Genomic DNA, 25,573 nt, shown 5'->3' with positions numbered 1-25,573 from the left:
CTTCGTCGTACGGTCGCTGCGCTCCCACCCCCGGATCAATCCCTCCGCTCAGCCTTCCGACGGGCGCCGTGCATCAAGATCAAGAGCGTTACTCGAGCTAACGCTCATTGTGTTGAGTGGTGAGAAGCAAAGGCGGTACTTGAGCTAACGCTCATCGTGTTGAGTGGTCAGAAGCCAGAGCGGCTTGCTTTTGCTATGGGAGCTGGCTTGCCAGCGAAGGCGGCCTGCCAGCCGACCCATATCCTCCTGACCCGCCACAATCCCACTGTAGGAGTGAGCCTGCTCGCGAAGGCCTCCGACCAGCCACCTCATATCCATCGGATTCACCCAATCCCAACTGTGGGAGCTGGCTTGCCAGCGAAGGCGGCCTGCCAGCCGACCCATATCCTCCTGACCCACCACAATCCCATTGTGGGAGCGAGCCTGCTCGCGAAGGCCTCCGACCAGCCACCTCATATCCATCAGATTCACCCAATCCCAACTGTGGGAGCTGGCTTGCCAGCGAAGGCGGCCTGCCAGCCGACCCATATCCTCCTGACCCACCACAATCCCACTGTAGGAGTGAGCCTGCTCGCGATGACGGCCAACCAGCCACCTCATATCCATCAGATTCACCCAATCCCAACTGTGGGAGCTGGCTTGCCAGCGAAGGCGGCCTGCCAGCCGACCCATATCCTCCTGACCCACCGCAACCCCACTGTAGGAGTGAGCCTGCTCGCGAAGGCGTCCGACCAGCCGCCTCATTTCCGTCAGATTCACCCAATCCCAACTGTCGGAGCTGTCCATCGATCAAACAAACCCGGCCTCGCCGGGTTTGCAGTTGATCAAGCCTTCGCCGGCACCTCATTACGACGCACCAACCCCAGCATTGCCCCGCTTAAACCCGCCGCCTTCTCGCCCACCAGCAAATGCCACACCCCACCGTCCAGCGGGCTGACACCCTGACAGCCCAGCGCCTTCAGCTGCGCCTCGGACAGCGCCTTGCCGTCGGCCAGTTGCAAGCGGATCCGTGTCATTGCAATGCAATCGAGTTGCAGCACGTTGTCGCCACCGCCCAACGCGTCGAGCCATTGCTGTGCCTCGGCGTCGGTGACCGAAATTGCCTTCGGCTCATCGGCCACCGCCACGGGTTCACGCACCAACGCACGGCCGAGCGCCGGCATGGCCAGGCGTATTTCGTCGGCGATGCTGTCGGCCAGCGGCCCGACCACCACTTGCAGGCTGCCACCTTTGCCCGGACGCACCACGGCCATCGCGCCCAACGCTTTGAGTTCGGCATCCGACGCCTTGTTGCGATCCACCATTTCCAGCCGCAACCGCGTGGTGCAGGCGCCCACGGTCAGCAGGTTCTCGGCGCCGCCCAAGGCCTGGATGTAGGCGCCGGCGCGTTGGTTTTGTGAAAGCACGGCTTTCTCGGCTGTCGCGATATCTTCACGCCCGGGCGTCTTCAGATTGAAGCGGCGAATACAGAAGTCAAAAACGCAGTAATAGATCACGGCGTAGGCAAGGCCCACCGGGACCACCAGCCAACCGTTGGTGGACTTGCCCCAGCCCAGAATCATATCGATGAAGCCGCCGGAGAAGGTGAAGCCCAGGTGAATGTTCAGGCCGTTGGTGATCGCCATCGACAGACCGGTCAGCAGCGCATGCAGCAGATACAGCAGCGGCGCGAGGAACATAAAGGCGAATTCGATCGGTTCGGTCACGCCGGTGAGAAACGAGGTCAATGCCATCGACAGAAATATTCCGCCCATGACTTTGCGGCGCTCCGGCAGGGCGTTGCGGTACATCGCCAGGCACGCGGCAGGCAGACCGAAGATCATCATCGGGAACATGCCGGTCATGAACTGGCCGCCCTTCGGGTCGCCGGCGAAGTAACGCGAAAGGTCGCCGGTCACCAGCGCGCCGGTGGTCGGGTCGGTGAAGTTGCCGAAGACGAACCACGCCATGTTGTTGAGGATGTGGTGCAGGCCGGTGACGATCAGCAGGCGGTTGAACACGCCGAACACGAAGGCACCGATGCTGCCGCTTTCCATCATCAGCGTGCCGAAGGCATTAATACCGTGCTGGATCGGCGGCCAGATGTAGCCGAACACCACGCCCAGGCCGACCGCTGCAAACCCGGTGACGATCGGCACGAAACGCCGTCCGCCGAAAAACGCCAGATACTCCGGCAACTTGATGTCCTTGAAGCGGTTGTACAGCGCGCCGGCCATCAGTCCGCTGACGATGCCGGCAAGCATGCCCATGTTGATGGTCGAGTCGAGCACTTTGAGGGTGGAGATCATCACCAGATAACCGATCACCCCGGCCAGGCCTGCCGTGCCGTTGTTGTCCTTGGCGAACCCGACGGCGATACCGATGGCAAAGATCATCGCCAAGTTGGCGAAGATCACCTGGCCGGCGTCGTGGATGATCGCGATGTTCAGCAGGTCGGTGTCGCCCAGGCGCAGCAGCAGACCGGCAATCGGCAGGATCGCGATTGGCAGCATCAGTGCGCGACCCAGGCGTTGCAGGCCTTCAATGAAGAGTTGGTACATGGTGGTTCTCCTGCTCTTTGGACAGAGCTTGTTGTTAGGGCAGCGGCCAATACTGGTGACAGGCGTGACGCACGGCGGCGGCGCTGCTCAATTTCAGCAGGTCGCGGCTCAGGCGCTGACATTCGGCCTGGTGCAACTGACGTACGCGATCCTTGATTTCACCGATCTGCACCGGGCTCACCGACAGTTCGCTGACGCCCAGACCGATCAGCACTGGCGTCGCCAGCGGGTCAGAGGCGAGGGCGCCACACACACCGACCCAGCGCTTATGCACCGCCGCGCCTTCGCAGGTCATGGCGATCAGGCGCAGCAGCGCCGGGTGCAAGGCATCGACGCGCGCGGCCAGACCGGCATGATCGCGGTCCATGGCTAGGGTGTATTGCGACAGGTCGTTGGTGCCGATCGAGAGAAAGTCGGCGTGTTCGGCCAGTTGTTCGGCTTGCAGTGCTGCGGCGGGGACTTCGATCATCACGCCGATCTCGGGGCGTTGCGTGATACCCATTTCCAGGCACAACTGATCGACGCGCTGGCGAATGTGTAGCAGTTCGTCGACTTCGGTGACCATCGGCAACAGGATCCGACAGCGGTGCAGCGGTTTGACTTGCAACAGCGCGCGCAATTGCTGATCGAGGATTTCCGGGCGGGCCTGGGCCAGACGAATACCGCGCAGACCGAGCACCGGGTTGGCCTCGGCGGGCAGCGGCAGGTAGTCGAGTTGTTTGTCGCCGCCGACGTCGATGGTGCGGATGATTACCGAGTGCTCGCCCATCGCGTCCAATACGGCTTGATAGGCCGCACGCTGTTCTTCGACATCTGGCGCAGTCTGGCGATCGACGAACAGAAATTCGGTGCGCAGCAGCCCGACGCCATCGGCACCGTTGGCAAAGGCATCTGCCGCTTCGCTGCTTGAGGCGACATTGGCGACTACTTCGATGTGCACGCCATTGCGAGTTTCGGCGGGCAGATGGGCTTTGGCTTGTTGGCTTTCGCGGCGCCGCTGGCGCTCGGTTTGCGCTTGCTGCACTTCGGCCAGGCGTTCGGCGTTCGGCGCCAGTTCGAGACGACCACCGTCAGCGTCGAGCACCACTGCCTGGCCTTGCGGCTGATCAAGCAACTCTGCACCCAAGGCAACCAGACACGGCAGACCTTTGCCACGCGCCAGAATCGCTACGTGCGAGGTCGCGCCGCCCTCGGCCATGCACAATCCGGCGACACCTTGGGCGCTGAGTTGCAGCAGATCCGATGGCGTCAGTTCGAGGGCGGCGACGATGGCGCCGGCCGGTACTTCGTATTGCCAGGCCTCGCCGAGCAGGGCGCGGAGCACGCGTTGCTTGAGATCACGCAAGTCGTTGGCGCGCTCGGCCAACAGCGCGCTGCCGGTGCCCTGGAGCATGTCGCACTGGGCGTCGATCGACTGACTCCAGGCGTGGGTCGCCGCCGTGCCTTGCGCGATGAACTGCTGCGCTGCGTCGAGCAGGGCCGGGTCTTCAAGCAGCGCCATGTGCGCGGCGAAGATGGCTTCCTCGTCGGCGTTCTTGTGCTTTTTCGCCTGGGCAAGGGTGGCGGCGATTTCGCTGCGCACCGCGTTCAATGCCGCTTCGAAAATCTGTTGCTGTTGCGCTGGATCGTGATTGCCCGCATCTGTCGGCAAGGTCATTGCGTTCAAACGAAACAACGGCCCGGCGACCAGCCCCGGCGCCGCGCAGACGCCATGCAACACGCCAGCCTCGACCGGGCGTTTCAGCGGCGCAGTACTGACCGGTGCTTGCGCGTGATGATCGTCCGGCAACGCCGTCGCCAATGCGCTGAGCAAAGCTTGCAGCGCGGCATTGGCCTCCGGCCCCTGACAACTGACCTGCACTTCATCCTGCTCGCCAATGGCCAGCCCCATCAAACCGATCAGGCTGTTGCACGGCGCCGATTTGCCGTTGAAGTGCAGCTCTGACTGGCTATTGAAGCCCTGCGCCGTTTGCCGGATCAGCGCAGCAGGCCGCGCATGCAGACCGCCACGATGAGCCACCCGTACTTGGCCGCTAGCTTCAGGCCCACCGGCTCCTTCAGTGTTCGCCGCCACAGTGTTGCGTGCGATGACGTGCAGCAACGGTTCGCCGACCTTCACCGCTTTGAGCGTGATCGGCCGCACCTGAAAATCCGCGCTGTTGGTCAGAATCAACAGGCTGACCAGGCTTTTGCAGTGCTGGCCAACCTTGTCGAGGTCATAGCGCAACAATGGCTGACCGAGGCTGACGCGATCGCTCTCCTTGACCAGCATGGCGAAACCTTCGCCGTTCAGTTCAACGGTGTCGAGGCCCAGGTGCAGGAGGATTTCCGCGCCATTGTCGGCACGCACGGTCACCGCGTGGCTGCTGCGCGCGACGTGAATGACCACGCCGGCGCAGGGCGAATAGAGTGTGTCGTTAAGCGGGTCGATGGCGATGCCGTCGCCCATCGCGCCACTGGCGAACACCGCGTCCGGGACGTTGGCGAGCGTCAGCACGGGGCCGCTGAGCGGGGCGCTGAGGGTCAGCTCTTTATTGTTATCGGGCATGGCTGGATCTCATCAGGTGTGCAGTCAGTCGGACTTAATGCGTGCGGGTCACTTTGCTCAAATGGCGCGGCTGATCCGGATCCATGCCACGGGCCACGGCCAGGCCGGCGGCCATCACGTAAAAACTCTGGATCGCCAGGATCGGGTCGAGGGCCGGGTGTTCGGCGCGGGACAAGGTCAAGTCGCGTTCGCTGACGTCGTCCGGCGCAGCCAGCAATACCCGGGCGCCGCGTTGACGCATCTCTGCGGCCAGACTCAACAGGCCGGCCTGCTCGGCACCGCGTGGGGCGAACACCAGCAGCGGATAGTGTTCGTCGATCAGCGCCATCGGGCCGTGACGGACCTCGGCGCTGCTGAACGCTTCGGCCTGAATCGCCGAGGTTTCCTTGAATTTCAATGCCGCTTCCTGAGCGATGGCGAAACCGGCGCCACGGCCGATGACCATCAAACGCTCGCAATCGCGCAGCGCTTCGATGGCCACGCTCCAGTCCTGTTTGGCCGCGTCACGCAGACCTTCGGGCAGCGCATCGTGGGCTTGCAGCAACTCGCTGTCTTCTTTCCAGTGCGCGATCAAACGGGCGCTGGCGCTGAGGGTGGCGATAAAACTCTTGGTCGCGGCGACACTGCTTTCAGTCCCGGCGAGCAACGGCAGGCTGAATTCGCAAGCGGCTTCCAGTGGCGAGTCGGCGGCGTTGACCATCGACACACTGAGGGCGCCACGCTTGCGCAACAGACGCAGGCTGTTGACCAGGTCCGGACTCTGTCCCGACTGCGAGAAAGCGAAGGCGACCTGACCGCTGACCTTCAACGGCGCTTGCTGCATGGTCACCACCGACATCGGTAACGAGGCCACCGGCACTCCCATGTGCTGCATGGTCAGGTAAGCGAAGTAGCTGGCGGCGTGGTCGGAACTGCCCCGGGCGACGGTCATCGCCACTTGCGGCGGCTGGCGGCGCAGGCGTCCGGCGATCTCGATCATCGGCGCGTCGAGCTGTTGCAACTGGGCTTGCACGGCCTCGAATGAGGACAGCGCCTCCTCAAGCATTTTTGAAGTCAATGTTTTCTCCTTCGACCATCACGGCGGTCAGTGTCAGTGCGCGATCGAGCCGCACGCAGTCGGCCCAGGCGCCCGGTGCAAGGCGCCCGCGTTCGTTGAGGCCGAGGTAGTCGGCGGGAAATTGCGACAGGCGCTGCGAGGCTTCGTTGATCGGCAGACCGATCTTCACCAGATTGCGCAGGGCCTGATCCATGGTCAGGGTGCTGCCGGCCAGCGTGCCGTCGGGCAGACGCACGCCGCCCAGACATTTGGTCACGGTGTGGCTGCCGAGCTTGTATTCGCCATCGGGCATGCCGGCGGCAGCAGTCGAATCGGTGACGCAATACAGGCAGGGGATCGAACGCAGGGCCACACGAATGGCGCCGGGGTGCACATGCAACAGATCGGGAATCAGCTCGGCGTATTTGGCGTGGGCCAGGGCCGCGCCGACGATGCCCGGCTCACGGTGATGCAGTGGGCTCATGGCGTTGTACAAGTGGGTGAAACTGGTCGCGCCGGCCGCCAGCGCGGCGACGCCTTCCTCGTAACTGCCGAGGGTGTGGCCGATCTGCATGCGGATGCCGCGACTGCTAAGTTCCCGGATCAACGCATCGTGGCCGGCAATTTCCGGGGCGATGGTAATTACCCGGATCGGCGCCAGCGCCAGATACGCTTCGACTTCGGCCATCAATGCGGTGTGGGCGAAATTCGGTTGCGCGCCGAGTTTTCCAGGATTGATATAGGGGCCTTCGAGGTGTACGCCGAGGACTCGCGCGGTGCCTTTGGGACGCCGTTTGCAGAATTCTCCTACCTCTTTCAGGACGCTGGAAATCTCGGCACTCGGCGCGGTCATGGTGGTGGCCAGCAGCGACGTGGTGCCGAAACGTACGTGGGTTTTGCTGATGGTTTCGAAGGCGCTGGCGCCTTCCATGATGTCTTTGCCGCCACCGCCGTGAACGTGCAGGTCGATGAAGCCCGGCAGCAGATAGGGCAGATCGTTATCGGCCGGATCGCACGGCACGCCTTCGATCGATACGACTCTGCCGTGTTCGTGGATCAGCCGGCCGCGAACCCAGCCGCTGGCGGTGAGGATGTTGTCTTCGGACATTTTCGTTCTCGCTTGTGGCCGCGCCTAACGTCGCAGCTCTGCAACAAAGTCGTAGTAATCGTTGCGGCAGTAGGTGTCGGTGACTTCGATAGGGGTGTTGTCTTCCAGATAACCGACCCGGGTCATCAGCAACATGGCGGTGCCTGGGGCAATACCGACCAGTGCGGCGAACTCGTCCGAGGCGTTGATCGCCTGGATATGCTGCAAGGCGCGCACGATCGGTTTGCCGATGCCGTCGAGGTATTCGTACAGCGAATCACCCACCGCTTGCGGCTTGGGCATGATCGAGGCGGGCAGCGTGCTCATTTCGATGGCCATCACCGTGTCGTCGGCTTTGCGCAGGCGCTTCATGCGCGCGACCTTGTCGTTCGGCGACAGGCCGAGGCGGATCAGCTCTTCATGGGTCGGCAGGGTGATTTCCCGCTCCAGCCAGTGCGAACTCGGCACGAAACCTTTCAGGCGCAGCATTTCGCTGAAGCCGGACAGGCGCGACAGCGGTTGTTCCAGGCGGGGCGTGATGAAAGTGCCGGAACCTTGCAGGCGGCGGATCAGACCTTGATCGAGCAAGACTTCCAGGGCTTTGCGCGCGGTGACCCGGGAAATGCCGAGCTGGTCGCTGAGGTTGCGCTCGGACGGCATCGCCTGTTCGGCTTTCCATTGCCCGGCATGGATCGCGGCTTCCAGATTGCGCGCCAGTTGCAGGTACAACGGCGTCGGCTGGGAATCGTCGGGGCGCAAGGCGTGGAGGTCGTTCATGGCGGTCATTTCCGGCGCGGGTATAGGATTGTTGTGGCGCGCTTGTGGGGCGGAAATTAATACCACTTCAATACCATGTCAACGCGATGAAAGGGTGCCTGACCCAATGGAATGGTGGTTTTCAGGGGGCGTATTTTTAAGTGGTATTAGTGGTGGCCTGTACAAAGTAAAAGATCGCAGCCTGCGGCAGCTCCTACAGTTGAGAGTGGTATCACCTCTGTAGGAGCCGCCGCAGGCTGCGATCTTTTGATTTATTTTTTGCAGGTGACCAGTGGTCAGCGATTAAGGGCGAATTTCGACCATCGTGCCGTCCGGCACCAGGCTCCACACTTCGCGCATGTCGACGTTACGCATCGCGACGCAGCCGTCGGTCCAGTCCAGTGTGTGGAACAGCTCTTCAGGGGTTTCTTCCGAATCCGGCGTGCCATGAATCATGATCATCCCGCCGGGCTCGACGCCTTCACGCCGGGCGCGGGCCGAGTCGCTGATGTTGGGGTAGGAAATGTGCATCGACAGATTGAATTTGTCGCTGGTCTTGCGCCAGTCGATCCAATAGAACCCTTCCGGGGTGCGTTTATCGCCTTCTATCAGTTTCGGACCTTTTTTCGCGCCCTTGCCCAAGGAGATGCGATAGGTCTTGAGCGGCTTGCCGTCGACGATCAATTGCAACTGGTGCGCCGATTTGAGCACCAGGACCTTTTCGATGAGAGGGGTATTCGACGGCGTCACGGTGGTCACGAATGACGCTTGCGAGACTGCAACGAACGACAGGCAAAACAGGGCAAGCAACCAACGCATTGAAACGATTCCCCAGCAATGAAGCAGATACAGGATTGATAGACGCGGATGCTGTGCAGACGCGCTGTGGTTATCGGCCGCCCCTTGAAAAGATCAAGTGATCGCCGGCTGGACCAGTGGCGGAATGGATTCCGAGCGCACCGGATAAACCTCGTTGCGCCGATCCGCGAAGAAGCATTCCAGCGTACGCCCCACCGTGCGGAACGCCAGCTCGTCCCAGGGAATGTCGGCTTCGTCGAACAGTTGCACTTCGAGGCTCTCGGGGCCAGCGGCAAAATCCACATCGACCAGCTCGGCGCGAAAGAACACATGCACCTGGCTGATGTGCGGCACGTCGATCAGCGTGTAGATACTCAGGTGGCGAACCCGGGCGCAGGCTTCTTCAGCGGTTTCGCGGATGGCGGCCTGTTCGATGGTCTCGCCGTTTTCCATGAAACCGGCCGGCAACGTCCAGTAACCCAAACGCGGCTCGATGGCGCGACGACAGAGCAGCACTTTGCTGCCCCAGGTCGGCACACACCCGGCGACGATGTTGGGGTTCTGGTAGTGAATGGTCTGACAGCTGTCGCAGACAAATCGCAGCCGCGAATCGCCTTCGGGAATGCGCTGCGTCACCGGGTTACCGCATTGGCTGCAAAATTTCATGCTCAGGTTCCTGAATGCTGCGCCTATCTTGGCGTGCAGCGGTGCCGGTCGGCAAGTTGTCGTTTCGCGACACGACGGGTTTCGGGGGCTTGGGCACTCGCATCGATTGGTGCATGATGCAGGGTAAGGCCCCGATCGAGAACACTCATGCTGGACGAGCTACTGCATAGGGTAAGCAACCACACACCGCGCACGCTGGAGACCGACACGCGTTTCCCCGAAGCCGCCGTTCTGGTGCCGATCACCCGCAGTGACGAGCCGGAACTGGTCCTGACGCTGCGTGCCAGCGGGCTTTCGACCCATGGCGGCGAAGTCGCCTTTCCCGGTGGCCGCCGCGACCCTGAAGACCCGGATCTGATCTTTACCGCCCTGCGCGAGGCCGAAGAAGAGATCGGCCTGCCGCCGGGACTGGTCGAAGTCATCGGCCCGCTCAGCCCGTTGATTTCCCTGCACGGCATCAAGGTCACGCCGTACGTCGGGGTGATTCCCGACTTCGTCGAATACCAGCCCAACGATGCCGAAATTGCCGCAGTCTTCAGCGTGCCGCTGGAATTCTTCCGCAAGGACCCCCGCGAGCACACCCATCGCATCGACTATCAGGGCAGAAGTTGGTACGTGCCCAGTTATCGCTACGGCGAATACAAAATCTGGGGGCTGACGGCAATCATGATCGTCGAGTTGATCAATCTGCTCTATGACGCTGAAATCAGCTTGCACCAGCCGCCGAAGAGCTTTCTCAATACCTGAGCCGCCGTTCGAGTGGCCGAACACCGTAAGCCCCGAGGAAAACAACATGAAATACCGCCTGGGCGACGCCCGCGTCGAGACTCACCCGCAGAGCTGGGTCGCCCCCAATGCCGTGCTGGTCGGCAAGGTCAGACTGGAAGAAGGCGCCAACGTCTGGTTCAACGCCGTGCTGCGCGGCGACAACGAACTGATCCTGATTGGCAAAAACAGCAACGTTCAGGACGGCACGGTGATGCACACGGACATGGGCTATCCATTGACCATCGGCACTGGCGTGACCATCGGCCACAACGCCATGCTGCACGGCTGCACCGTTGGCGATTACAGCCTGATCGGTATCAACGCGGTGATTCTCAACGGCGCGAAGATTGGCAGGAACTGCATCATCGGCGCCAATTCGCTGATCGGCGAAGGCAAGGAAATTCCCGACGGTTCGCTGGTGATGGGCTCGCCTGGAAAAGTCGTACGGGAACTGACCGAGGCGCAAAAGAACATGCTCGAAGTCAGCGCCGCGCACTATGTGCATAACTCGCAGCGTTATGCCCGCGATCTGGTTGAGCAGGAAGAATGACTGCCGTCGAACGTCCCGTCGCCTCGCCCTGTGTGAATATTTGCGCGCTGGACGACGATGATGTTTGCACCGGGTGCCAGCGCACGGTCGCAGAGATCACCCGTTGGGGCCGCATGAGCAATGATGAGCGCCGCGTGGTGCTGGGGTTGTGCCATGAGCGGGCGAAGGCGAGTGGATTAGTCTGGATGATTCCCGCGAAGTCAGGCGTCTGAACCACCGCTTTCGCGAGCAAGCCCGCTCCCACATTTGGAATGAGATCTCATGTGGGAGCGGGCTTGCCCGCGAAGAGGCCAGTACATTCACTACATCTTATTGGCTCACAACACAGCCTGAAGTAACCTGTGCGCCACATTCACAGGCCACCTTCATGATTTTCCTCATCGCCTACATCAGCAGCGTCGTGCTGATCAACTTCGCTTTTTCCACCGCGCCGCACCTGGACATCATCTGGTCGGCGTGGGGCGGGTTGGTGTTTGTGCTGCGCGACATGGTGCAAACCCGTTTCGGTCATGGTGCGATTGTGGCGATGCTGGCGGCGCTGGTGCTGTCCTACGTGACGTCCGATCCTTCCATTGCCCTGGCCAGCGCCACCGCGTTCGCCGTTTCCGAGTGCATTGACTGGCTGGTGTTCAGCATCACCAAGCGTCCGCTGCGTGACCGCTTGTGGATCAGTTCGGCGTTGAGCATTCCGCTGGATACGTTCATTTTCTTCGGCATGATCGACCTGCTGACCCCGCCGGTGATCATCACCGCGCTGGCGTCGAAGTTTGCCGGCGTCACCGCCGTCTGGCTGATCATGGCCTGGCGCGAGCGCAAACAGGCTGTCGCCAGCTGAAGCCAAACCCTCGGGTTCATGTAAAATGCCGCGCTTTCTCCCCACGGAAAGCGCGTCTGGCGTTGCTTTCCTCGATGATCCGCTTCTTTGAGGACCTGAGATGACCCGTATCGGAACTCCATTGTCGCCAACCGCGACCCGCGTATTGCTGTGTGGCTGTGGTGAGTTGGGCAAGGAAGTGGTAATCGAATTGCAGCGCCTCGGCGTTGAAGTGATTGCCGTCGATCGCTACGCCAATGCGCCGGCCATGCAAGTCGCCCACCGCAGCCACGTGATCAACATGCTCGACGGCGCCGCCCTGCGTGCGGTGATCGAGGCCGAGAAGCCGCACTTCATCGTGCCGGAAATCGAAGCCATCGCCACCGCCACCCTGGTTGAGCTGGAGGCCGAAGGCTTTACCGTGATCCCGACGGCCCGTGCTGCACAGCTGACCATGAACCGCGGAGGCATCCGTCGTCTGGCCGCTGAAGAGCTGGACCTGCCGACCTCGCCGTACCACTTTGCCGACACCTTCGAGGATTACAGCAAAGCCGTGCAGGACCTGGGTTTCCCTTGTGTGGTCAAGCCGGTGATGAGCTCCTCGGGCAAAGGCCAGAGCCTGCTGCGCAGCGCCGATGATGTGCAGAAAGCCTGGGATTACGCGCAAGAGGGCGGTCGTGCCGGCAAAGGTCGGGTGATCATCGAAGGCTTCATCGATTTCGATTACGAAATCACCCTGCTGACCGTGCGCCACATCGGCGGCACCACCTTCTGTGCTCCGGTCGGTCACCGTCAGGAGAAGGGCGATTACCAGGAATCCTGGCAGCCGCAGGCCATGAGTCCAATTGCCCTGGCTGAATCCGAGCGCGTCGCCAAAGCGGTGACGGAGGCGCTGGGTGGTCGTGGCCTGTTTGGCGTCGAGTTGTTCATCAAGGGCGATCAGGTGTGGTTCAGCGAAGTGTCGCCGCGTCCGCATGACACTGGCCTGGTCACGCTGATTTCTCAGGATCTGTCGCAGTTCGCCCTGCACGCCCGGGCCATTCTGGGCTTGCCGGTGCCGCTGATTCGTCAGTTCGGGCCTTCGGCGTCGGCGGTGATTCTGGTGGAAGGGCAGTCGACCCAGACCGCGTTCGCCAACCTGGGCGCCGCGTTGAGCGAGCCGGATACCGCGCTGCGCCTGTTCGGCAAGCCAGAAGTGAACGGCCAGCGCCGCATGGGCGTGGCGCTGGCGCGCGATGAATCGATCGAGGCCGCGCGTGCCAAGGCGACTCGTGCGTCTCAGGCGGTTGTTGTAGAACTCTAAACCGAGTCGCGCCCATCGCGAGCAGGCTCACTCCTACAATTTGGAATGCGTTCCCCTGTAGGAGTGAGCCTGCTCGCGATAGCTGTCTATCAAGCGACCCGATTCAGGTCATTGCCACGGGTCTCCTTCAAACACAACACCGCAATCACACTCAACACCGCCGCCGCCGACACATACCCGCCGACATAGCTCAACCCGCCCATCGCCACCAGTTTCTGCGCAAAGAACGGTGCCGCCGAGGCGCCGACGATCCCGCCCAGGTTGTACGCCGCTGACGCGCCGGTGTAACGCACATGGGTCGGAAACAGCTCAGGCAGCAGCGCTCCCATCGGCGCGAACGTCACGCCCATCAAGAACAATTCGATGCACAGGAACAGCGCCACGCCCCAGGTCGAACCCTGAGTCAGCAACGGCTCCATCAGAAACCCGGAAAGAATCGCCAGTACACCACCGATGATCAGCACCGGTTTGCGCCCATAACGGTCGCTAGCCCAAGCCGACAACGGCGTGGCCGCTGCCATGAACAGCACCGCAAAGCACAGCAGGCCGAGAAACGTTTCTCGGCTATAACCCAGCGTGGACACGCCGTAGCTGAGGGAAAACACCGTCGAGATGTAGAACAGCGCATAGCAGACCACCATTGCCGCTGCGCCCAGCAAGGTTGGTGCCCAGTACTGACTGAACAGCTCGACCAGCGGCACCTTCACCCGCTCCTGACGGGCGATGGCGTTGGCGAACACTGGCGTTTCGTGAAGCTTGAGGCGCACGTAGAGGCCGACCATTACCAGCGCGGCGCTGAGCAGAAACGGAATGCGCCAGCCCCAACTGCGGAACTGTTCGTCATCCAGAGTCATTGCCAGGGTCAGGAACAGACCGTTGGCTGCAAGGAAACCAATCGATGGCCCGAGTTGCGGGAACATGCCGAACCAGGCGCGTTTGCCTTTCGGTGCGTTTTCCGTGGCCAGCAGCGCAGCGCCACCCCATTCACCACCCAGGCCCAGGCCCTGACCGAAACGTAGTACACAGAGCAGAATCGGCGCCCAGGCACCGATACTGTCGTAGCCCGGGAGCACGCCGATCAAGGTTGTACACACGCCCATCAGCAGCAGCGAAGCGACCAGCGTCGATTTACGGCCGACGCGGTCGCCGAAATGGCCGAACAGCGCCGAACCCAGTGGGCGGGCAAGGAAAGCGATGCCAAAGGTGAGAAACGCCGAGAGCATTTGCGCTGTCCCGGACGTCTGCGGAAAGAACACCGGCCCGATCACCAGCGCCGCAGCGGTGGCGTAGACATAGAAGTCGTAAAACTCGATGGCGGTGCCGATAAAGCTGGCCGTCGCCACGCGAGTGGCGGAGTTGGTCGGTTGGGCAGGCGCGGTTTCGCTGTAAGCGGTTTGGGTCGTCATGCGGTGATCCCTGACAGTCATGAGCTCCGTTGGAGCGAATTATTATGGTCGAACACCCAGGGATGTGGGATGAGGCGCGATCGCTGTTTCGAGTAGGAACAGTCGTCGGTGTGTAGCGGAAACAGTCGGGATCCATGGAGTGCCGGGTAAGCACAGGGATCGACGGCGCTTGGGTAAGCGCCTCGATTATAGGAAGGGGGCTAACAATCGAACAAGCGCAATTAAAGCTTCGCCCATTCTGCAGGCAAATGATGATGTGGCGAGGGAGCTTGCTCCCGCTGGGTTGCGAAGCAGCCCTATCTATTGATGTGGTGCCGCTATTTTGCGGCCGCTGCGCGCCCGAGCGGGAGCAAGCTCCCTCGCCACAAGGCTTAGACCTTGGCGGGAGCAAGCTCCCTCGCCACAGGGCTTAGGCCTTGGCGGGTGCCAGGCTCGTAAGCCAGATCAACACCTTGCTCACCCGGTTCTCTTCGGTCTCAAGGATTTCCAGGCGATAACGGCCAATCTTCAGACAAACCGCACTCTCCGGAATGGTCTCCAGCGCTTCGGTCACCAGACCATTCAGCGTCTTCGGACCATCGCTCGGCAAATGCCAGCCCAGGCACTTGTTCAGTTCGCGGATCGAGGCGGCGCCATCGATCACCATGCGCCCGTCGGCTTGTGGATGAATGTGCGGGTTTTCGAGGCTGTGTTCGCTTTCGAATTCGCCGACGATCTCTTCAAGAATATCTTCCAGCGTGACGATACCCAGCACTTCGCCGTACTCGTCGACCACCATGCCCAGGCGCCGCTGCTGTTTGTGAAAGTTCAGCAACTGCAGTTGCAACGGCGTGCTTTCCGGGACGAAGTACGGCTCGTAACTGGCCGCCAGCAGTGCTTCGCGGGTCAGTTGGCCGTTGTTCAGCAAGTGGCCGATCTGGCGGGTGTTGAGGACCGCTTCGACCTGATTGATGTCGCTGTGAAACAGCGGCAGGCGCGTGCGCCTGTTGTGGCGCAGTTGCTCAATGATTTCTTCGATCGAATCGTCAAGGTTGATGCCGTCGACGTCACTGCGCGGGACCAGAATGTCATTGACCGTGATGTTTTCCAGCGCGTGGATGCCCGACACCGGATGGGCGCGAACCGGGTGTTCGGAATCATCCTGATGATCGGCCGGCAGGTCGTCCTCACTCTGTTGCACGACCTGAGTCTTGCGCGTGAACGGCGTCATCAGCAAAGCGCTCAGACGGCTGAATAGCCAGGCGAACGGGTAGACGATTCGCAGTGGCACCGCCAGCAGGGCATTGCCGAACGTCAGCACCGCATCGGGATAGCGCCGGGCAACGGTGCGCGGGAAATAATCGGCAAACACCAGCAGGATGGCGCCCGCGCCGAGGCAAGCCGCCCATGGACCGTTTTCTTCACAAAGGAAAATCGCCAGCAACGTTGCGATGATTACCGCAAGCGCGCGACACAGGGTGTTGCACAGGATCAGGCTGTCGAGCGGGAAGCTCAGCTTCGCCAGCGGCTTATCGCTGGCGCGCGAGGCGGTGCGTTGCGCGAGCAGATGCTGCTGCGCGATTTCGACGGCGGTAAACAGTCCCGACCACAAAATCAGCAGGACAAATACCGCGAGCATCGGCCCTATGGGCAAACCGTCCATTTATGCCGCCCGTCAGATGTGCAGAATGTATTCACGAACCAGTTTGCTGCCGAAATACGCCAGCATCAGCAGGCAGAAACCGGCGAGGGTCCAGCGAATCGCCTTGTGGCCGCGCCAGCCAAGACGATTGCGGCCCCACAGCAGCACGCTGAACACGATCCACGCCAGGCACGCCAGCAAGGTCTTGTGCACCAGGTGCTGGGCAAACAGATTCTCGACGAACAGCCAGCCGGAGATCAGCGACAGCGACAGCAGCGTCCAGCCGGCCCAGAGGAAGCCGAACAGCAGGCTTTCCATGGTTTGCAGCGGCGGGAAGTTCTTGATCAGTCCGGACGGGTGCTTGTGCTTGAGCTGGTGGTCCTGGACCAGCAGCAACAACGCTTGGAACACCGCGATGGTGAACATGCCGTAGGCGAGGATCGACAGCAGAATATGGGCGAGGATGCCCGGTTCTTCATCAATGATCTGCACCGTGCCGGTCGGCGCGAACTGCGCCAGCAGCACGGTGATGGCGCCCAGCGGAAACAGCAGCACCAGCAGGTTCTCCACCGGGATCCGTGAACAGGCGAGCAGGGTCAGGGCGATCACCGCTGCGGCAATCAGGCTGGAGGCGCTGAAGAAATCCAGGCCCAGGCCGATCGGGGTCAGCAGATGCGTGAGCAAGCTGGCGCCGTGGGCCACGACGGCGAGGACGCCGAGGGTAACCAGCAGGCGCTTGTTCGCCTTGGCGCCGGTGGCCAGACGGGTGCTCTGATAAAGGGTCGCAGCGGCATAAAGAAGGGCGGCGGCGAGGGTGGTCAGCAAACTGGGTGACAAGGGGAGCATAAATCCTGTTAGGCAAGCCCGAAAGGGGCTGAGTTTGGCATAGAACCGCTATCGCACGAAAGACTCAGCAAGCTGACAGCGAGGTGTCCGCCGGCCGCAGTCTTCGCTATAATCCGCGACCTGCCCACGCCGCAGGCTCGCCGAGCACATGTTGATTCCGGTCTGGGCCGCCATTATCCCGGTCTGTACAGGGCCTGAAAGGATCGCGCAATGTTTGAAAACTTAACCGACCGTCTCTCGCAGACGCTGCGCCATGTCACCGGCAAGGCGAAGCTGACCGAGGACAACATCAAAGACACCCTGCGTGAAGTGCGCATGGCGTTGCTTGAAGCTGACGTCGCGCTGCCGGTCGTCAAGGACTTCGTCAATTCGGTCAAGGAGCGCGCTGTCGGCACTGAGGTGTCGCGCAGCCTGACGCCGGGCCAGGCGTTCGTGAAGATCGTCCAGGCCGAACTCGAAAGCCTGATGGGCGCGGCCAACGAAGACCTGAACCTGAGCGCCGTGCCGCCGGCGGTGATTCTGATGGCCGGTCTGCAGGGCGCGGGTAAAACCACCACCGCCGGCAAGCTGGCGCGCTTCCTTAAAGAGCGCAAGAAGAAGTCGGTGATGGTCGTGTCGGCGGATATCTACCGTCCGGCGGCGATCAAGCAGCTGGAGACCCTGGCCAACGACATCGGCGTGACGTTCTTCCCGTCCGACCTGAGCCAGAAGCCGGTCGACATCGCCACTGCTGCTATTAAAGAAGCAAAACTGAAATTCATCGACGTGGTCATCGTCGATACCGCCGGTCGTCTGCACATCGACGAAGAGATGATGGGCGAGATCAAGGCGCTGCACGCCGCGATCAACCCGGTCGAAACCCTGTTCGTGGTCGACGCCATGACCGGTCAGGACGCCGCCAACACGGCCAAGGCCTTCGGTGATGCACTGCCGCTGACCGGTGTGATCCTGACCAAGGTCGACGGCGATGCCCGTGGCGGTGCCGCGCTGTCGGTGCGCGCCATCACCGGCAAGCCGATCAAGTTCATCGGTATGGGCGAGAAGAGCGAAGCGCTCGATCCGTTCCACCCTGAGCGGATCGCCTCGCGGATCCTCGGCATGGGCGACGTGCTCAGCCTGATCGAACAGGCCGAAGCGACCCTCGACAAGGACAAGGCCGACAAGCTGGCCAAGAAGCTGAAGAAGGGCAAGGGCTTCGACCTCGAAGACTTCCGCGATCAGCTGCAACAAATGAAGAACATGGGCGGCCTTGGCGGGCTCATGGACAAGCTGCCGAGCATCGGCGGGGTGAATCTGTCGCAGATGGGCAATGCCCAGAACGCCGCAGAAAAGCAATTCAAACAGATGGAAGCCATCATCAATTCCATGACCCCGGCCGAGCGCCGCGACCCTGAGCTGATCAGCGGTTCGCGCAAGCGCCGGATCGCCATGGGCTCCGGCACTCAGGTGCAGGACATCGGTCGCTTGATCAAGCAGCACAAGCAGATGCAGAAGATGATGAAGAAATTCACCGCCAAGGGCGGTATGGCAAAAATGATGCGCGGCATGGGCGGTATGTTGCCCGGCGGCGGTATGCCAAAAATGTAACTAACTGGCCGGTCGTCGCACCGGCGCAGGCCCCGCAAGGATGCGGGATCAACAGCAAACCCGCACTCGGCGGGAGCTGACTGGCCGTTTTAACCGACGGCTCTCTATGCAAATCTGCACGGCATGCCACAGGCGCCGGAAAAAGTCATTTGCAAAAGTCCGGATATTCCTTAGAATATGCGGCCTTTCGGGCACCCATGCCCGCTGTGCATTTAGATTTGCAGCACCGACTACAGGAATGATGTTCACATGCTAACAATCCGTCTTGCCCTTGGCGGCTCCAAAAAGCGCCCGTTTTACCACCTGACCGTAACCGACTCGCGTAACCCGCGTGACGGCTCCCACAAAGAGCAGGTTGGTTTCTTCAACCCTGTTGCCCGTGGTCAGGAAATCCGTCTGTCCGTGAACCAAGAGCGCGTTGCCTACTGGCTGAGCGTTGGTGCACAACCTTCTGAGCGCGTTGCTCAGTTGTTGAAGGAATCTGCCAAGGCTGCGGCCTGAGCAATATGAACGCGACGCCTGCTGCTGCCGATGATTTGATCGTTATTGGCAAAATTTATTCTGTTCATGGCGTTCGCGGCGAAGTGAAGGTGTATTCCTTTACTGATCCGACTGAAAACCTGTTGCAGTACAAAACCTGGACGCTCAAGCGCGAAGGCAATGTCAAACAGGTCGAGCTGGTCAGTGGACGCGGGAGCGACAAGTTCCTGGTCGCCAAGCTCAAGGGTCTCGATGATCGTGAAGAAGCTCGTCTTCTGGCCGGTTATGAGATCTGCGTGCCGCGCAACCTGTTCGCTGAGTTGACCGATGGCGAGTACTACTGGTACCAGCTGGAAGGTCTGAAGGTCATCGACACCCTTGGGCAACTGCTCGGGAAAATCGATCATCTTCTGGAAACCGGCGCCAATGATGTAATGGTCGTCAAGCCTTGCGCTGGCAGCCTGGATGATCGCGAACGCCTGTTGCCCTATACCGAGCAATGCGTGTTGGCCGTCGACCTGGCCGCGGGCGAGATGAAGGTGGATTGGGACGCGGACTTCTAAACGTGGCTAACTTGCGCGTAGAAGTGATCAGTCTGTTTCCCGAGATGTTTTCTGCCATTGGCGATTACGGCATCACCAGTCGTGCGGTCAAGCAGGGGCTGTTGCAGCTGACCTGCTGGAATCCGCGAGATTACACGACGGATCGGCATCACACTGTGGACGATCGCCCGTTTGGCGGTGGTCCGGGCATGGTGATGAAGATCAAGCCCCTGGAAGATGCTCTGGTTCAGGCCAAGGCAGCAGCCGGGGAGGCGGCGAAGGTAATTTACCTGTCCCCCCAAGGCCGTCAACTGACTCAGTCGGCGGTACGCGAGCTGGCACAATCGGATGCATTGATCCTGATTGCCGGCCGTTACGAAGGCATTGACGAGCGCTTTATTGAGGCTCATGTCGATGAAGAGTGGTCGATTGGCGACTATGTATTGTCTGGCGGCGAGCTGCCGGCCATGGTCCTGATCGATGCGGTTACACGACTGCTGCCCGGAGCTTTAGGGCATGCGGATTCCGCTGAGGAAGATTCCTTTACGGATGGTCTGCTGGATTGCCCGCACTACACCCGACCGGAGGTGTATGCGGATCAGCGTGTTCCCGACGTGTTGCTAAGTGGCAATCACGCGCATATCCGGCGTTGGCGTTTACAGCAGTCCCTTGGTCGGACCTATGAACGACGCGCCGATCTTCTGGAAAGCCGCTCGCTTTCTGGAGAAGAGAAGAAGCTGCTCGAGGAATACATCCGCGAGCGGGACGATAGTTAACAACGTATCGATGGTAGATCGAACGATTTACCTTAGGAGCACAGCATGACCAACAAAATCATCCTTGCACTCGAAGCAGAGCAGATGACCAAAGAAATCCCTACCTTCGCCCCAGGCGACACTATTGTCGTTCAGGTGAAAGTGAAGGAAGGCGATCGTTCCCGTCTGCAAGCGTTCGAAGGCGTTGTCATCGCCAAGCGTAACCGCGGCGTGAACAGTGCGTTCACCGTTCGTAAAATCTCCAACGGTGTTGGCGTAGAACGTACTTTCCAGACCTACTCGCCGCAAATCGACAGCATGGCTGTCAAGCGTCGCGGTGACGTACGTAAAGCCAAGCTGTACTACCTGCGTGACCTGTCGGGTAAAGCAGCTCGCATCAAGGAAAAACTGGCTTAAGTCCAGCTTCCGATGCAGAAAAAAGCAGCCTGCGGGCTGCTTTTTTGTTGCCTGCGATTTAGCAAATCCATCTCGAACGCCTCGTTCAGCGAATCTCGCTGTTCCTTGATCTGGCCGGCTATGAAAGACTGACGCCCATTCACTGTCTATTTGCGCGCCGCGCGAAAAAGCCCTGCCCTGAGTATCCATGCCTGCCATCGACCATCCGCTGATTGATCAATTCCTCGACGCCTTATGGCTGGAGAAAGGCCTGTCCGACAACACCCGCGACGCCTATCGCAGCGACCTTGCGCTATTCAACGGCTGGTTGCAGGAGAAAAACCTTGAACTGATCAACGCCGGCCGGGAATTGATTCTCGACCACCTGTCGTGGCGTCTGGAGCAAAACTACAAGCCACGCTCGACCGCGAGATTCCTCTCCGGGGTGCGTGGCTTTTATCGCTATCTGCTCCGGGAAAAGCTGATCAGCGTCGATCCGACGTTACGCGTCGACATGCCGCAACTCGGTAGGCCATTGCCCAAATCCCTGTCGGAAGCCGACGTCGAAGCGCTGCTCAAGGCGCCGGATCTGAGCGAAGCCATCGGCCAGCGTGACCGCGCCATGCTTGAGGTGCTGTATGCCTGTGGTTTGCGCGTGACTGAACTGGTCAGTCTGACACTGGAACAGGTCAACCTGCGCCAAGGTGTATTACGGGTGATGGGCAAGGGCAGCAAGGAGCGCTTGGTGCCGATGGGCGAGGAGGCGATTGTCTGGGTCGAACGCTACATGCGTGACGGTCGCGGTGAACTGCTTGGTGGCCGGCCCAGCGATGTGCTGTTCCCCAGCCAGCGCGGTGAGCAGATGACTCGCCAGACTTTCTGGCACCGGATCAAGCATCAGGCCAAGGTCGCCGGGATCGGCAAGTCGCTGTCGCCGCACACCTTGCGCCATGCGTTCGCCACGCACCTGCTCAACCACGGTGCAGACCTGCGCGTGGTGCAGATGTTGCTCGGGCACAGCGACTTGTCCACAACCCAGATTTACACCCACGTCGCCCGCGCCCGCCTGCAAGACCTGCACGCCAAACACCACCCGCGCGGCTGAACACAGATCCCTGTGGGAGTGAGCCTGCTCGCGAAGAGGGAGTTTCAGTCAGCGTTCATTTAGCTGACACACCGCTTTCGCGAGCAGGCTCGCTCCCACAAGGAGCTGTGCAGTCCTGAAAGTGTGGCGACAGGCGCATTCGGCCGCCGTGGCCTTATGTGTTAGGCTTTCCCGGTTTGCACGATGGACGGTCATGACCCGGTGTTTCGCACGGGCGTTCTGAACGTTCCATTTGTCCGCCTTCAGGAGTTCTCATGCGTCTGACCCAGATTTTCGCCGCCGCCGCCATTGCGTTGGCGAGCACCTTTGCCGTCGCCGATGACGCGGCCGACAAAGCCATTCGTCAAAGCCTGGAAAAACTCGAACTCGAGGTTCCGGTAGAAAGCATCCATTCAAGCCCGCTGCCAGGCATGTACGAAGTCAAGCTCAAGGGCAGCCGCGTGTTGTACGCCAGCGCCGATGGTCAGTACATCGTTCAGGGCAACCTGTACCAGCTCAAGGACGGCAAACCGGTCAACCTGACCGAGAAGACCGAACGCCTGGGCATTTCCAAACTGATCAACGCCATCCCGGTGGCCGAAACCGTGGTCTACCCGGCCGTGGGCGAGACCAAATCGCACATCACCGTGTTCACCGACACCACCTGCCCGTACTGCCACAAACTGCACGCTGAAGTGCCCGAGCTGAACAAGCGCGGCATCGAAGTGCGCTACGTGGCGTTCCCGCGTCAGGGCCTGAATTCGCCAGGTGACGAGCAGTTGCAAGCCGTGTGGTGCTCGAAAGACAAGAAAGCTGCCATGGACAAAATGGTCGATGGCAAGGAAATCAAGGCCGCCAAGTGCGATAACCCGGTTTCCAAACAGTTCGCCCTCGGTCAGTCGATCGGCGTGAACGGTACACCGGCCATCGTTTTGGCCGACGGACAAGTCATTCCGGGCTACCAGCCTGCGCCACAAGTCGCCAAACTGGCGCTGGGCGCGAAGTAATTCGCATCGTCACGGTCAGCCTTGACGATCATGGTCCGGTGGTCACTTCACCGGGCCATTAATAGAGAGCCGCGAGCACGCGGTTGTTTTCCGGCCGACCTCGAGTCGGCCGTTTCATGGGGAGTTCACAGTGAATCCGGTCAAAGTAGGCATCTGTGGGTTAGGGACCGTCGGTGGCGGGACCTTCAACGTACTTCAGCGCAACGCCGAGGAAATTGCTCGTCGTGCCGGGCGTGGAATCGAAGTGGCACAAATTGCCATGCGCACGCCAAAGCCTCAGTTCCAGACGACCGGTATTGCGATTACCAACGATGTCTTCGAAGTGGCCACGAACCCTGAGATCGACATCGTCATAGAGCTGATGGGCGGCTACACCGTTGCCCGCGAGCTGGTACTCAAGGCCATCGAGAATGGCAAGCATGTGGTCACCGCGAACAAGGCGCTGATAGCCGTTCACGGTAATGAGATTTTCGCCAAGGCACGCGAGAAAGGCGTGATCGTGGCATTCGAAGCAGCAGTGGCCGGTGGCATTCCGGTGATCAAGGCGATTCGTGAAGGCCTGTCGGCCAACCGCATCAATTGGGTCGCAGGGATCATCAACGGTACCGGCAACTTCATCCTCACCGAAATGCGCGAGAAGGGCCGTACGTTCGAAGACGTGCTCGCCGAAGCGCAGGCGCTGGGCTATGCCGAAGCCGATCCGACCTTCGATGTCGAAGGCATCGACGCCGCGCACAAACTGACGATTCTGGCATCGATCGCATTCGGTATTCCGCTGCAATTCGACAAGGCTTACACCGAAGGCATCACCAGGCTGACCACCGCTGACGTCAATTACGCCGAAGCGCTGGGGTATCGCATCAAGCACCTCGGTGTCGCGCGCAGCACTGACGCGGGCATTGAACTGCGCGTTCACCCGACGCTGATTCCGGCCGATCGCCTGATCGCCAACGTCAACGGCGTGATGAACGCGGTGATGGTCAACGGTGATGCGGCCGGTTCGACGCTGTTCTACGGCGCCGGCGCCGGCATGGAGCCGACGGCGTCGTCGGTGATCGCCGACCTGGTCGACGTGGTTCGCGCCATGACGTCCGATCCGGAAAACCGTGTGCCGCACCTGGCCTTCCAGCCGGATTCGCTGTCGGCCCATCCGATCCTGCCGATCGAAGCCTGCGAAAGCGCGTATTACCTGCGCATTCAGGCCAAGGACCATCCGGGCGTACTGGCACAGGTGGCGAGCATCCTCTCGGAGCGCGGCATCAATATCGAATCGATCATGCAGAAAGAAGTCGAAGAGCATGATGGTCTGGTGCCGATGATCCTGCTGACCCACCGCGTGGTGGAGCAGCGCATCAACGATGCGATCGCCGCCCTTGAAGCGCTGGCGGGTGTCGACGGCCCGGTCGTACGGATCCGTGTCGAACATTTGAATTAACAGCAGCGGCAAGCTTCAAGCTTCAAGCTGCAAGTAAAAGCACAGCCGCTTTTCACTTGTAGCTTGCAGCTTACCGCTTGCAGCTCAAACCAAAGGTTTGCCCCTATGCGTTATATCAGTACTCGCGGCCAGGCACCGGCCCTGAATTTCGAAGACGTCCTGCTGGCCGGTCTCGCGACCGACGGCGGTCTGTACGTTCCGGAAAACCTGCCACGTTTCACCCAGGAAGAAATCGCTTCCTGGGCCGGCCTGCCGTATCACGAACTGGCTTTCCGGGTGATGCGCCCGTTCGTCACCGGCAGCATTCCGGACGCCGATTTCAAAAAGATTCTTGAAGAAACCTACGGTGTGTTCGCCCACAGCGCCGTCGCCCCGCTGCGTCAGCTCAACGGCAATGAATGGGTGATGGAGCTGTTCCACGGCCCGACCCTGGCGTTCAAGGACTTCGCCCTGCAACTGCTCGGTCGCCTGCTCGACTACGTGCTGGAAAAACGCGGCGAGCGCGTGGTGATCGTCGGTGCCACTTCCGGTGATACCGGTTCGGCCGCCATCGAAGGTTGCAAGCACTGCGAAAACGTCGACATCTTCATCCTGCACCCGCACAACCGTGTGTCGGAAGTGCAGCGTCGGCAGATGACGACGATTTTCGGCGAGAACATTCACAACATCGCCATCGAAGGCAACTTCGATGACTGCCAGGAAATGGTCAAGGCCAGCTTCGCCGACCAGAGCTTCCTCAAGGGCACGCGTCTGGTGGCGGTGAATTCGATCAACTGGGCGCGGATCATGGCCCAGATCGTCTACTACTTCCACGCTGCCCTGCAGTTGGGCGGGCCGGCACGTTCGGTGTCGTTCTCGGTGCCGACCGGCAACTTCGGCGACATCTTCGCCGGTTACCTGGCGCGCAACATGGGCCTGCCGATCAACCAGTTGATCGTCGCCACCAACCGCAACGACATCCTGCACCGCTTCATGAGCGGCAATCAGTACGTCAAGGAAACCCTGCACGCCACGCTGTCGCCATCGATGGACATCATGGTGTCGTCGAACTTCGAACGCCTGCTGTTCGACCTGCACGGTCGCAATGGTGCGGCGATTGCCGGCCTGATGAACTCGTTCAAAAAGGACGGCAGCTTCAGCGTCGAGCAAGAGCGCTGGACCGAAGCGCGCAAGCTGTTCGACTCACTGGCCGTAGACGATGCGCAGACCTGCGAAACCATCGCTGAAGTCTACGAGCAGACGGGTGAAGTCCTTGACCCGCACACTGCCATCGGTGTGAAGGCCGCGCGCGAATGTCGTCGCAGCCTGGACATCCCGATGGTCATTCTCGGCACCGCCCACCCGGTCAAGTTCCCGGACGCCGTGGAGAAAGCCGGTGTAGGAAAAGCGCTCGAACTACCTGCACATCTTTCTGATTTGTTTGAGCGAAACGAGCGCTGCACTGTTCTGCCAAACGAGCTGAAAGCCGTGCAGGCCTTTGTCAGCCAGCATGGCAACCGCGGCAAACCGCTCTAAGCCTGCAAAAGCTGTCACATTTTGAAGCCCGTC

24 protein-coding genes are annotated in these 25,573 nt (G+C 60.7%); 14 read left to right on the top strand and 10 right to left on the bottom strand.

Translation table 11 applies throughout. From position 1 onward, the window contains the following. Nucleotides 1–824: 824 nt before the first annotated feature. The 7 genes from nagE to HU739_RS12450 all read right to left on the bottom strand — a co-directional run bounded on the left by nagE (nucleotide 825) and on the right by HU739_RS12450 (nucleotide 9,431). Nucleotides 825–2,540 carry an N-acetylglucosamine-specific PTS transporter subunit IIBC gene (gene nagE, locus HU739_RS12480; protein WP_186551134.1) on the bottom strand — a complete coding sequence of 572 codons (1,716 nt, stop codon included), beginning with the start codon at nucleotides 2,538–2,540 and terminating at the stop codon, nucleotides 825–827. A gap of 34 nt (nucleotides 2,541–2,574) precedes the next feature. After that, nucleotides 2,575–5,088 (bottom strand): phosphoenolpyruvate--protein phosphotransferase, encoded by a 2,514-nt coding sequence (gene ptsP / locus HU739_RS12475; protein ID WP_186551133.1) that lies wholly within the window; start codon nucleotides 5,086–5,088, stop codon nucleotides 2,575–2,577. Nucleotides 5,089–5,122: 34 nt separating this feature from the next. After that, the gene (locus HU739_RS12470; RefSeq protein ID WP_186551132.1) at nucleotides 5,123–6,145 is read right to left on the bottom strand and encodes an SIS domain-containing protein; all 1,023 of its coding nucleotides are present in this window, start codon (nucleotides 6,143–6,145) and stop codon (nucleotides 5,123–5,125) included. After that, entirely contained in the window at nucleotides 6,126–7,232 is a 1,107-nt protein-coding gene (gene nagA, locus HU739_RS12465; protein ID WP_186551131.1) for an N-acetylglucosamine-6-phosphate deacetylase, read from the bottom strand. The genes HU739_RS12470 and nagA overlap by 20 nt, the downstream gene beginning before the upstream one ends. Before the next feature lie 24 nt (nucleotides 7,233–7,256). Continuing rightward, nucleotides 7,257–7,988 (bottom strand): GntR family transcriptional regulator, encoded by a 732-nt coding sequence (locus HU739_RS12460; RefSeq protein WP_186551130.1) that lies wholly within the window; start codon nucleotides 7,986–7,988, stop codon nucleotides 7,257–7,259. A 282-nt stretch (nucleotides 7,989–8,270) separates the two neighbouring features. After that, a complete protein-coding gene (locus tag HU739_RS12455) occupies nucleotides 8,271–8,786 on the bottom strand; it encodes a L,D-transpeptidase family protein (RefSeq protein ID WP_186551129.1) in 516 nt (171 codons plus the stop codon). A gap of 93 nt (nucleotides 8,787–8,879) precedes the next feature. Next, nucleotides 8,880–9,431 carry an NUDIX hydrolase gene (locus HU739_RS12450; protein WP_186551128.1) on the bottom strand — a complete coding sequence of 184 codons (552 nt, stop codon included), beginning with the start codon at nucleotides 9,429–9,431 and terminating at the stop codon, nucleotides 8,880–8,882. A gap of 147 nt (nucleotides 9,432–9,578) precedes the next feature. Between HU739_RS12450 and HU739_RS12445 the strand changes: the two genes are divergently transcribed. The 5 genes from HU739_RS12445 to purT all read left to right on the top strand — a co-directional run bounded on the left by HU739_RS12445 (nucleotide 9,579) and on the right by purT (nucleotide 12,866). Next, nucleotides 9,579–10,178, top strand: coding sequence for a CoA pyrophosphatase (locus tag HU739_RS12445; protein ID WP_186551127.1), 600 nt, complete (start codon nucleotides 9,579–9,581; stop codon nucleotides 10,176–10,178). A gap of 46 nt (nucleotides 10,179–10,224) precedes the next feature. Next, nucleotides 10,225–10,749, top strand: coding sequence for a gamma carbonic anhydrase family protein (locus HU739_RS12440; protein WP_186551126.1), 525 nt, complete (start codon nucleotides 10,225–10,227; stop codon nucleotides 10,747–10,749). Further along, a complete protein-coding gene (locus HU739_RS12435; protein WP_186551125.1) occupies nucleotides 10,746–10,961 on the top strand; it encodes a DUF1289 domain-containing protein in 216 nt (71 codons plus the stop codon). The genes HU739_RS12440 and HU739_RS12435 overlap by 4 nt, the downstream gene beginning before the upstream one ends. A gap of 155 nt (nucleotides 10,962–11,116) precedes the next feature. Continuing rightward, nucleotides 11,117–11,584: a VUT family protein gene (locus HU739_RS12430; RefSeq protein WP_090281913.1), complete on the top strand. Its 468-nt coding sequence runs from the start codon at nucleotides 11,117–11,119 to the stop codon at nucleotides 11,582–11,584. Between the two features lie 100 nt (nucleotides 11,585–11,684). After that, nucleotides 11,685–12,866, top strand: a complete 1,182-nt coding sequence (gene purT, locus HU739_RS12425; RefSeq protein WP_186551124.1) for a formate-dependent phosphoribosylglycinamide formyltransferase — start codon at nucleotides 11,685–11,687, stop codon at nucleotides 12,864–12,866. Nucleotides 12,867–12,955: 89 nt separating this feature from the next. On the opposite strand, the gene HU739_RS12420 is transcribed toward purT, so the two are convergent. The 3 genes from HU739_RS12420 to HU739_RS12410 form a co-directional block, all read right to left on the bottom strand. Further along, complete coding sequence (locus HU739_RS12420; RefSeq protein ID WP_186551123.1) at nucleotides 12,956–14,272, bottom strand: MFS transporter; 1,317 nt, start codon at nucleotides 14,270–14,272, stop codon at nucleotides 12,956–12,958. A gap of 409 nt (nucleotides 14,273–14,681) precedes the next feature. Continuing rightward, on the bottom strand, nucleotides 14,682–15,914 hold the full coding sequence (locus tag HU739_RS12415; protein WP_186551122.1) for a transporter associated domain-containing protein: 1,233 nt from the start codon (nucleotides 15,912–15,914) through the stop codon (nucleotides 14,682–14,684). Nucleotides 15,915–15,926: 12 nt separating this feature from the next. Beyond that, complete coding sequence (locus tag HU739_RS12410) at nucleotides 15,927–16,739, bottom strand: cytochrome C assembly family protein (RefSeq protein WP_186551121.1); 813 nt, start codon at nucleotides 16,737–16,739, stop codon at nucleotides 15,927–15,929. A gap of 210 nt (nucleotides 16,740–16,949) precedes the next feature. Here HU739_RS12410 and ffh point away from each other — a divergent pair, with 210 nt between their 5' ends. The 9 genes from ffh to thrC all read left to right on the top strand — a co-directional run bounded on the left by ffh (nucleotide 16,950) and on the right by thrC (nucleotide 25,540). After that, nucleotides 16,950–18,326: a signal recognition particle protein gene (ffh, locus tag HU739_RS12405; RefSeq protein ID WP_003221977.1), complete on the top strand. Its 1,377-nt coding sequence runs from the start codon at nucleotides 16,950–16,952 to the stop codon at nucleotides 18,324–18,326. Between the two features lie 249 nt (nucleotides 18,327–18,575). Next, nucleotides 18,576–18,827, top strand: a complete 252-nt coding sequence (rpsP, locus tag HU739_RS12400) for a 30S ribosomal protein S16 (RefSeq protein WP_003185073.1) — start codon at nucleotides 18,576–18,578, stop codon at nucleotides 18,825–18,827. A 5-nt stretch (nucleotides 18,828–18,832) separates the two neighbouring features. Then, nucleotides 18,833–19,369, top strand: a complete 537-nt coding sequence (gene rimM / locus HU739_RS12395) for a ribosome maturation factor RimM (RefSeq protein ID WP_186551120.1) — start codon at nucleotides 18,833–18,835, stop codon at nucleotides 19,367–19,369. 2 nt (nucleotides 19,370–19,371) lie between these two features. After that, complete coding sequence (gene trmD, locus HU739_RS12390; RefSeq protein ID WP_090281920.1) at nucleotides 19,372–20,124, top strand: tRNA (guanosine(37)-N1)-methyltransferase TrmD; 753 nt, start codon at nucleotides 19,372–19,374, stop codon at nucleotides 20,122–20,124. A 45-nt stretch (nucleotides 20,125–20,169) separates the two neighbouring features. Further along, nucleotides 20,170–20,520, top strand: a complete 351-nt coding sequence (gene rplS / locus HU739_RS12385) for a 50S ribosomal protein L19 (RefSeq protein WP_003175895.1) — start codon at nucleotides 20,170–20,172, stop codon at nucleotides 20,518–20,520. A 187-nt stretch (nucleotides 20,521–20,707) separates the two neighbouring features. Continuing rightward, nucleotides 20,708–21,604 (top strand): site-specific tyrosine recombinase XerD, encoded by an 897-nt coding sequence (xerD, locus tag HU739_RS12380; protein ID WP_186551119.1) that lies wholly within the window; start codon nucleotides 20,708–20,710, stop codon nucleotides 21,602–21,604. Between the two features lie 254 nt (nucleotides 21,605–21,858). Beyond that, nucleotides 21,859–22,590, top strand: a complete 732-nt coding sequence (gene dsbC, locus HU739_RS12375; RefSeq protein WP_186551118.1) for a bifunctional protein-disulfide isomerase/oxidoreductase DsbC — start codon at nucleotides 21,859–21,861, stop codon at nucleotides 22,588–22,590. A gap of 130 nt (nucleotides 22,591–22,720) precedes the next feature. Beyond that, nucleotides 22,721–24,025 (top strand): homoserine dehydrogenase, encoded by a 1,305-nt coding sequence (locus HU739_RS12370; protein WP_186551117.1) that lies wholly within the window; start codon nucleotides 22,721–22,723, stop codon nucleotides 24,023–24,025. 105 nt (nucleotides 24,026–24,130) lie between these two features. Then, nucleotides 24,131–25,540 carry a threonine synthase gene (thrC, locus tag HU739_RS12365; protein WP_186551116.1) on the top strand — a complete coding sequence of 470 codons (1,410 nt, stop codon included), beginning with the start codon at nucleotides 24,131–24,133 and terminating at the stop codon, nucleotides 25,538–25,540. The last annotated feature ends 33 nt before the right edge of the window (nucleotides 25,541–25,573 follow it).

Origin of the sequence: Pseudomonas hamedanensis (assembly GCF_014268595.2) — a bacterium.
GTDB classification, from domain to species: Bacteria; Pseudomonadota; Gammaproteobacteria; order Pseudomonadales; family Pseudomonadaceae; genus Aquipseudomonas; species Aquipseudomonas hamedanensis.
This window is presented reverse-complemented; position numbering and strand designations above follow the sequence as displayed.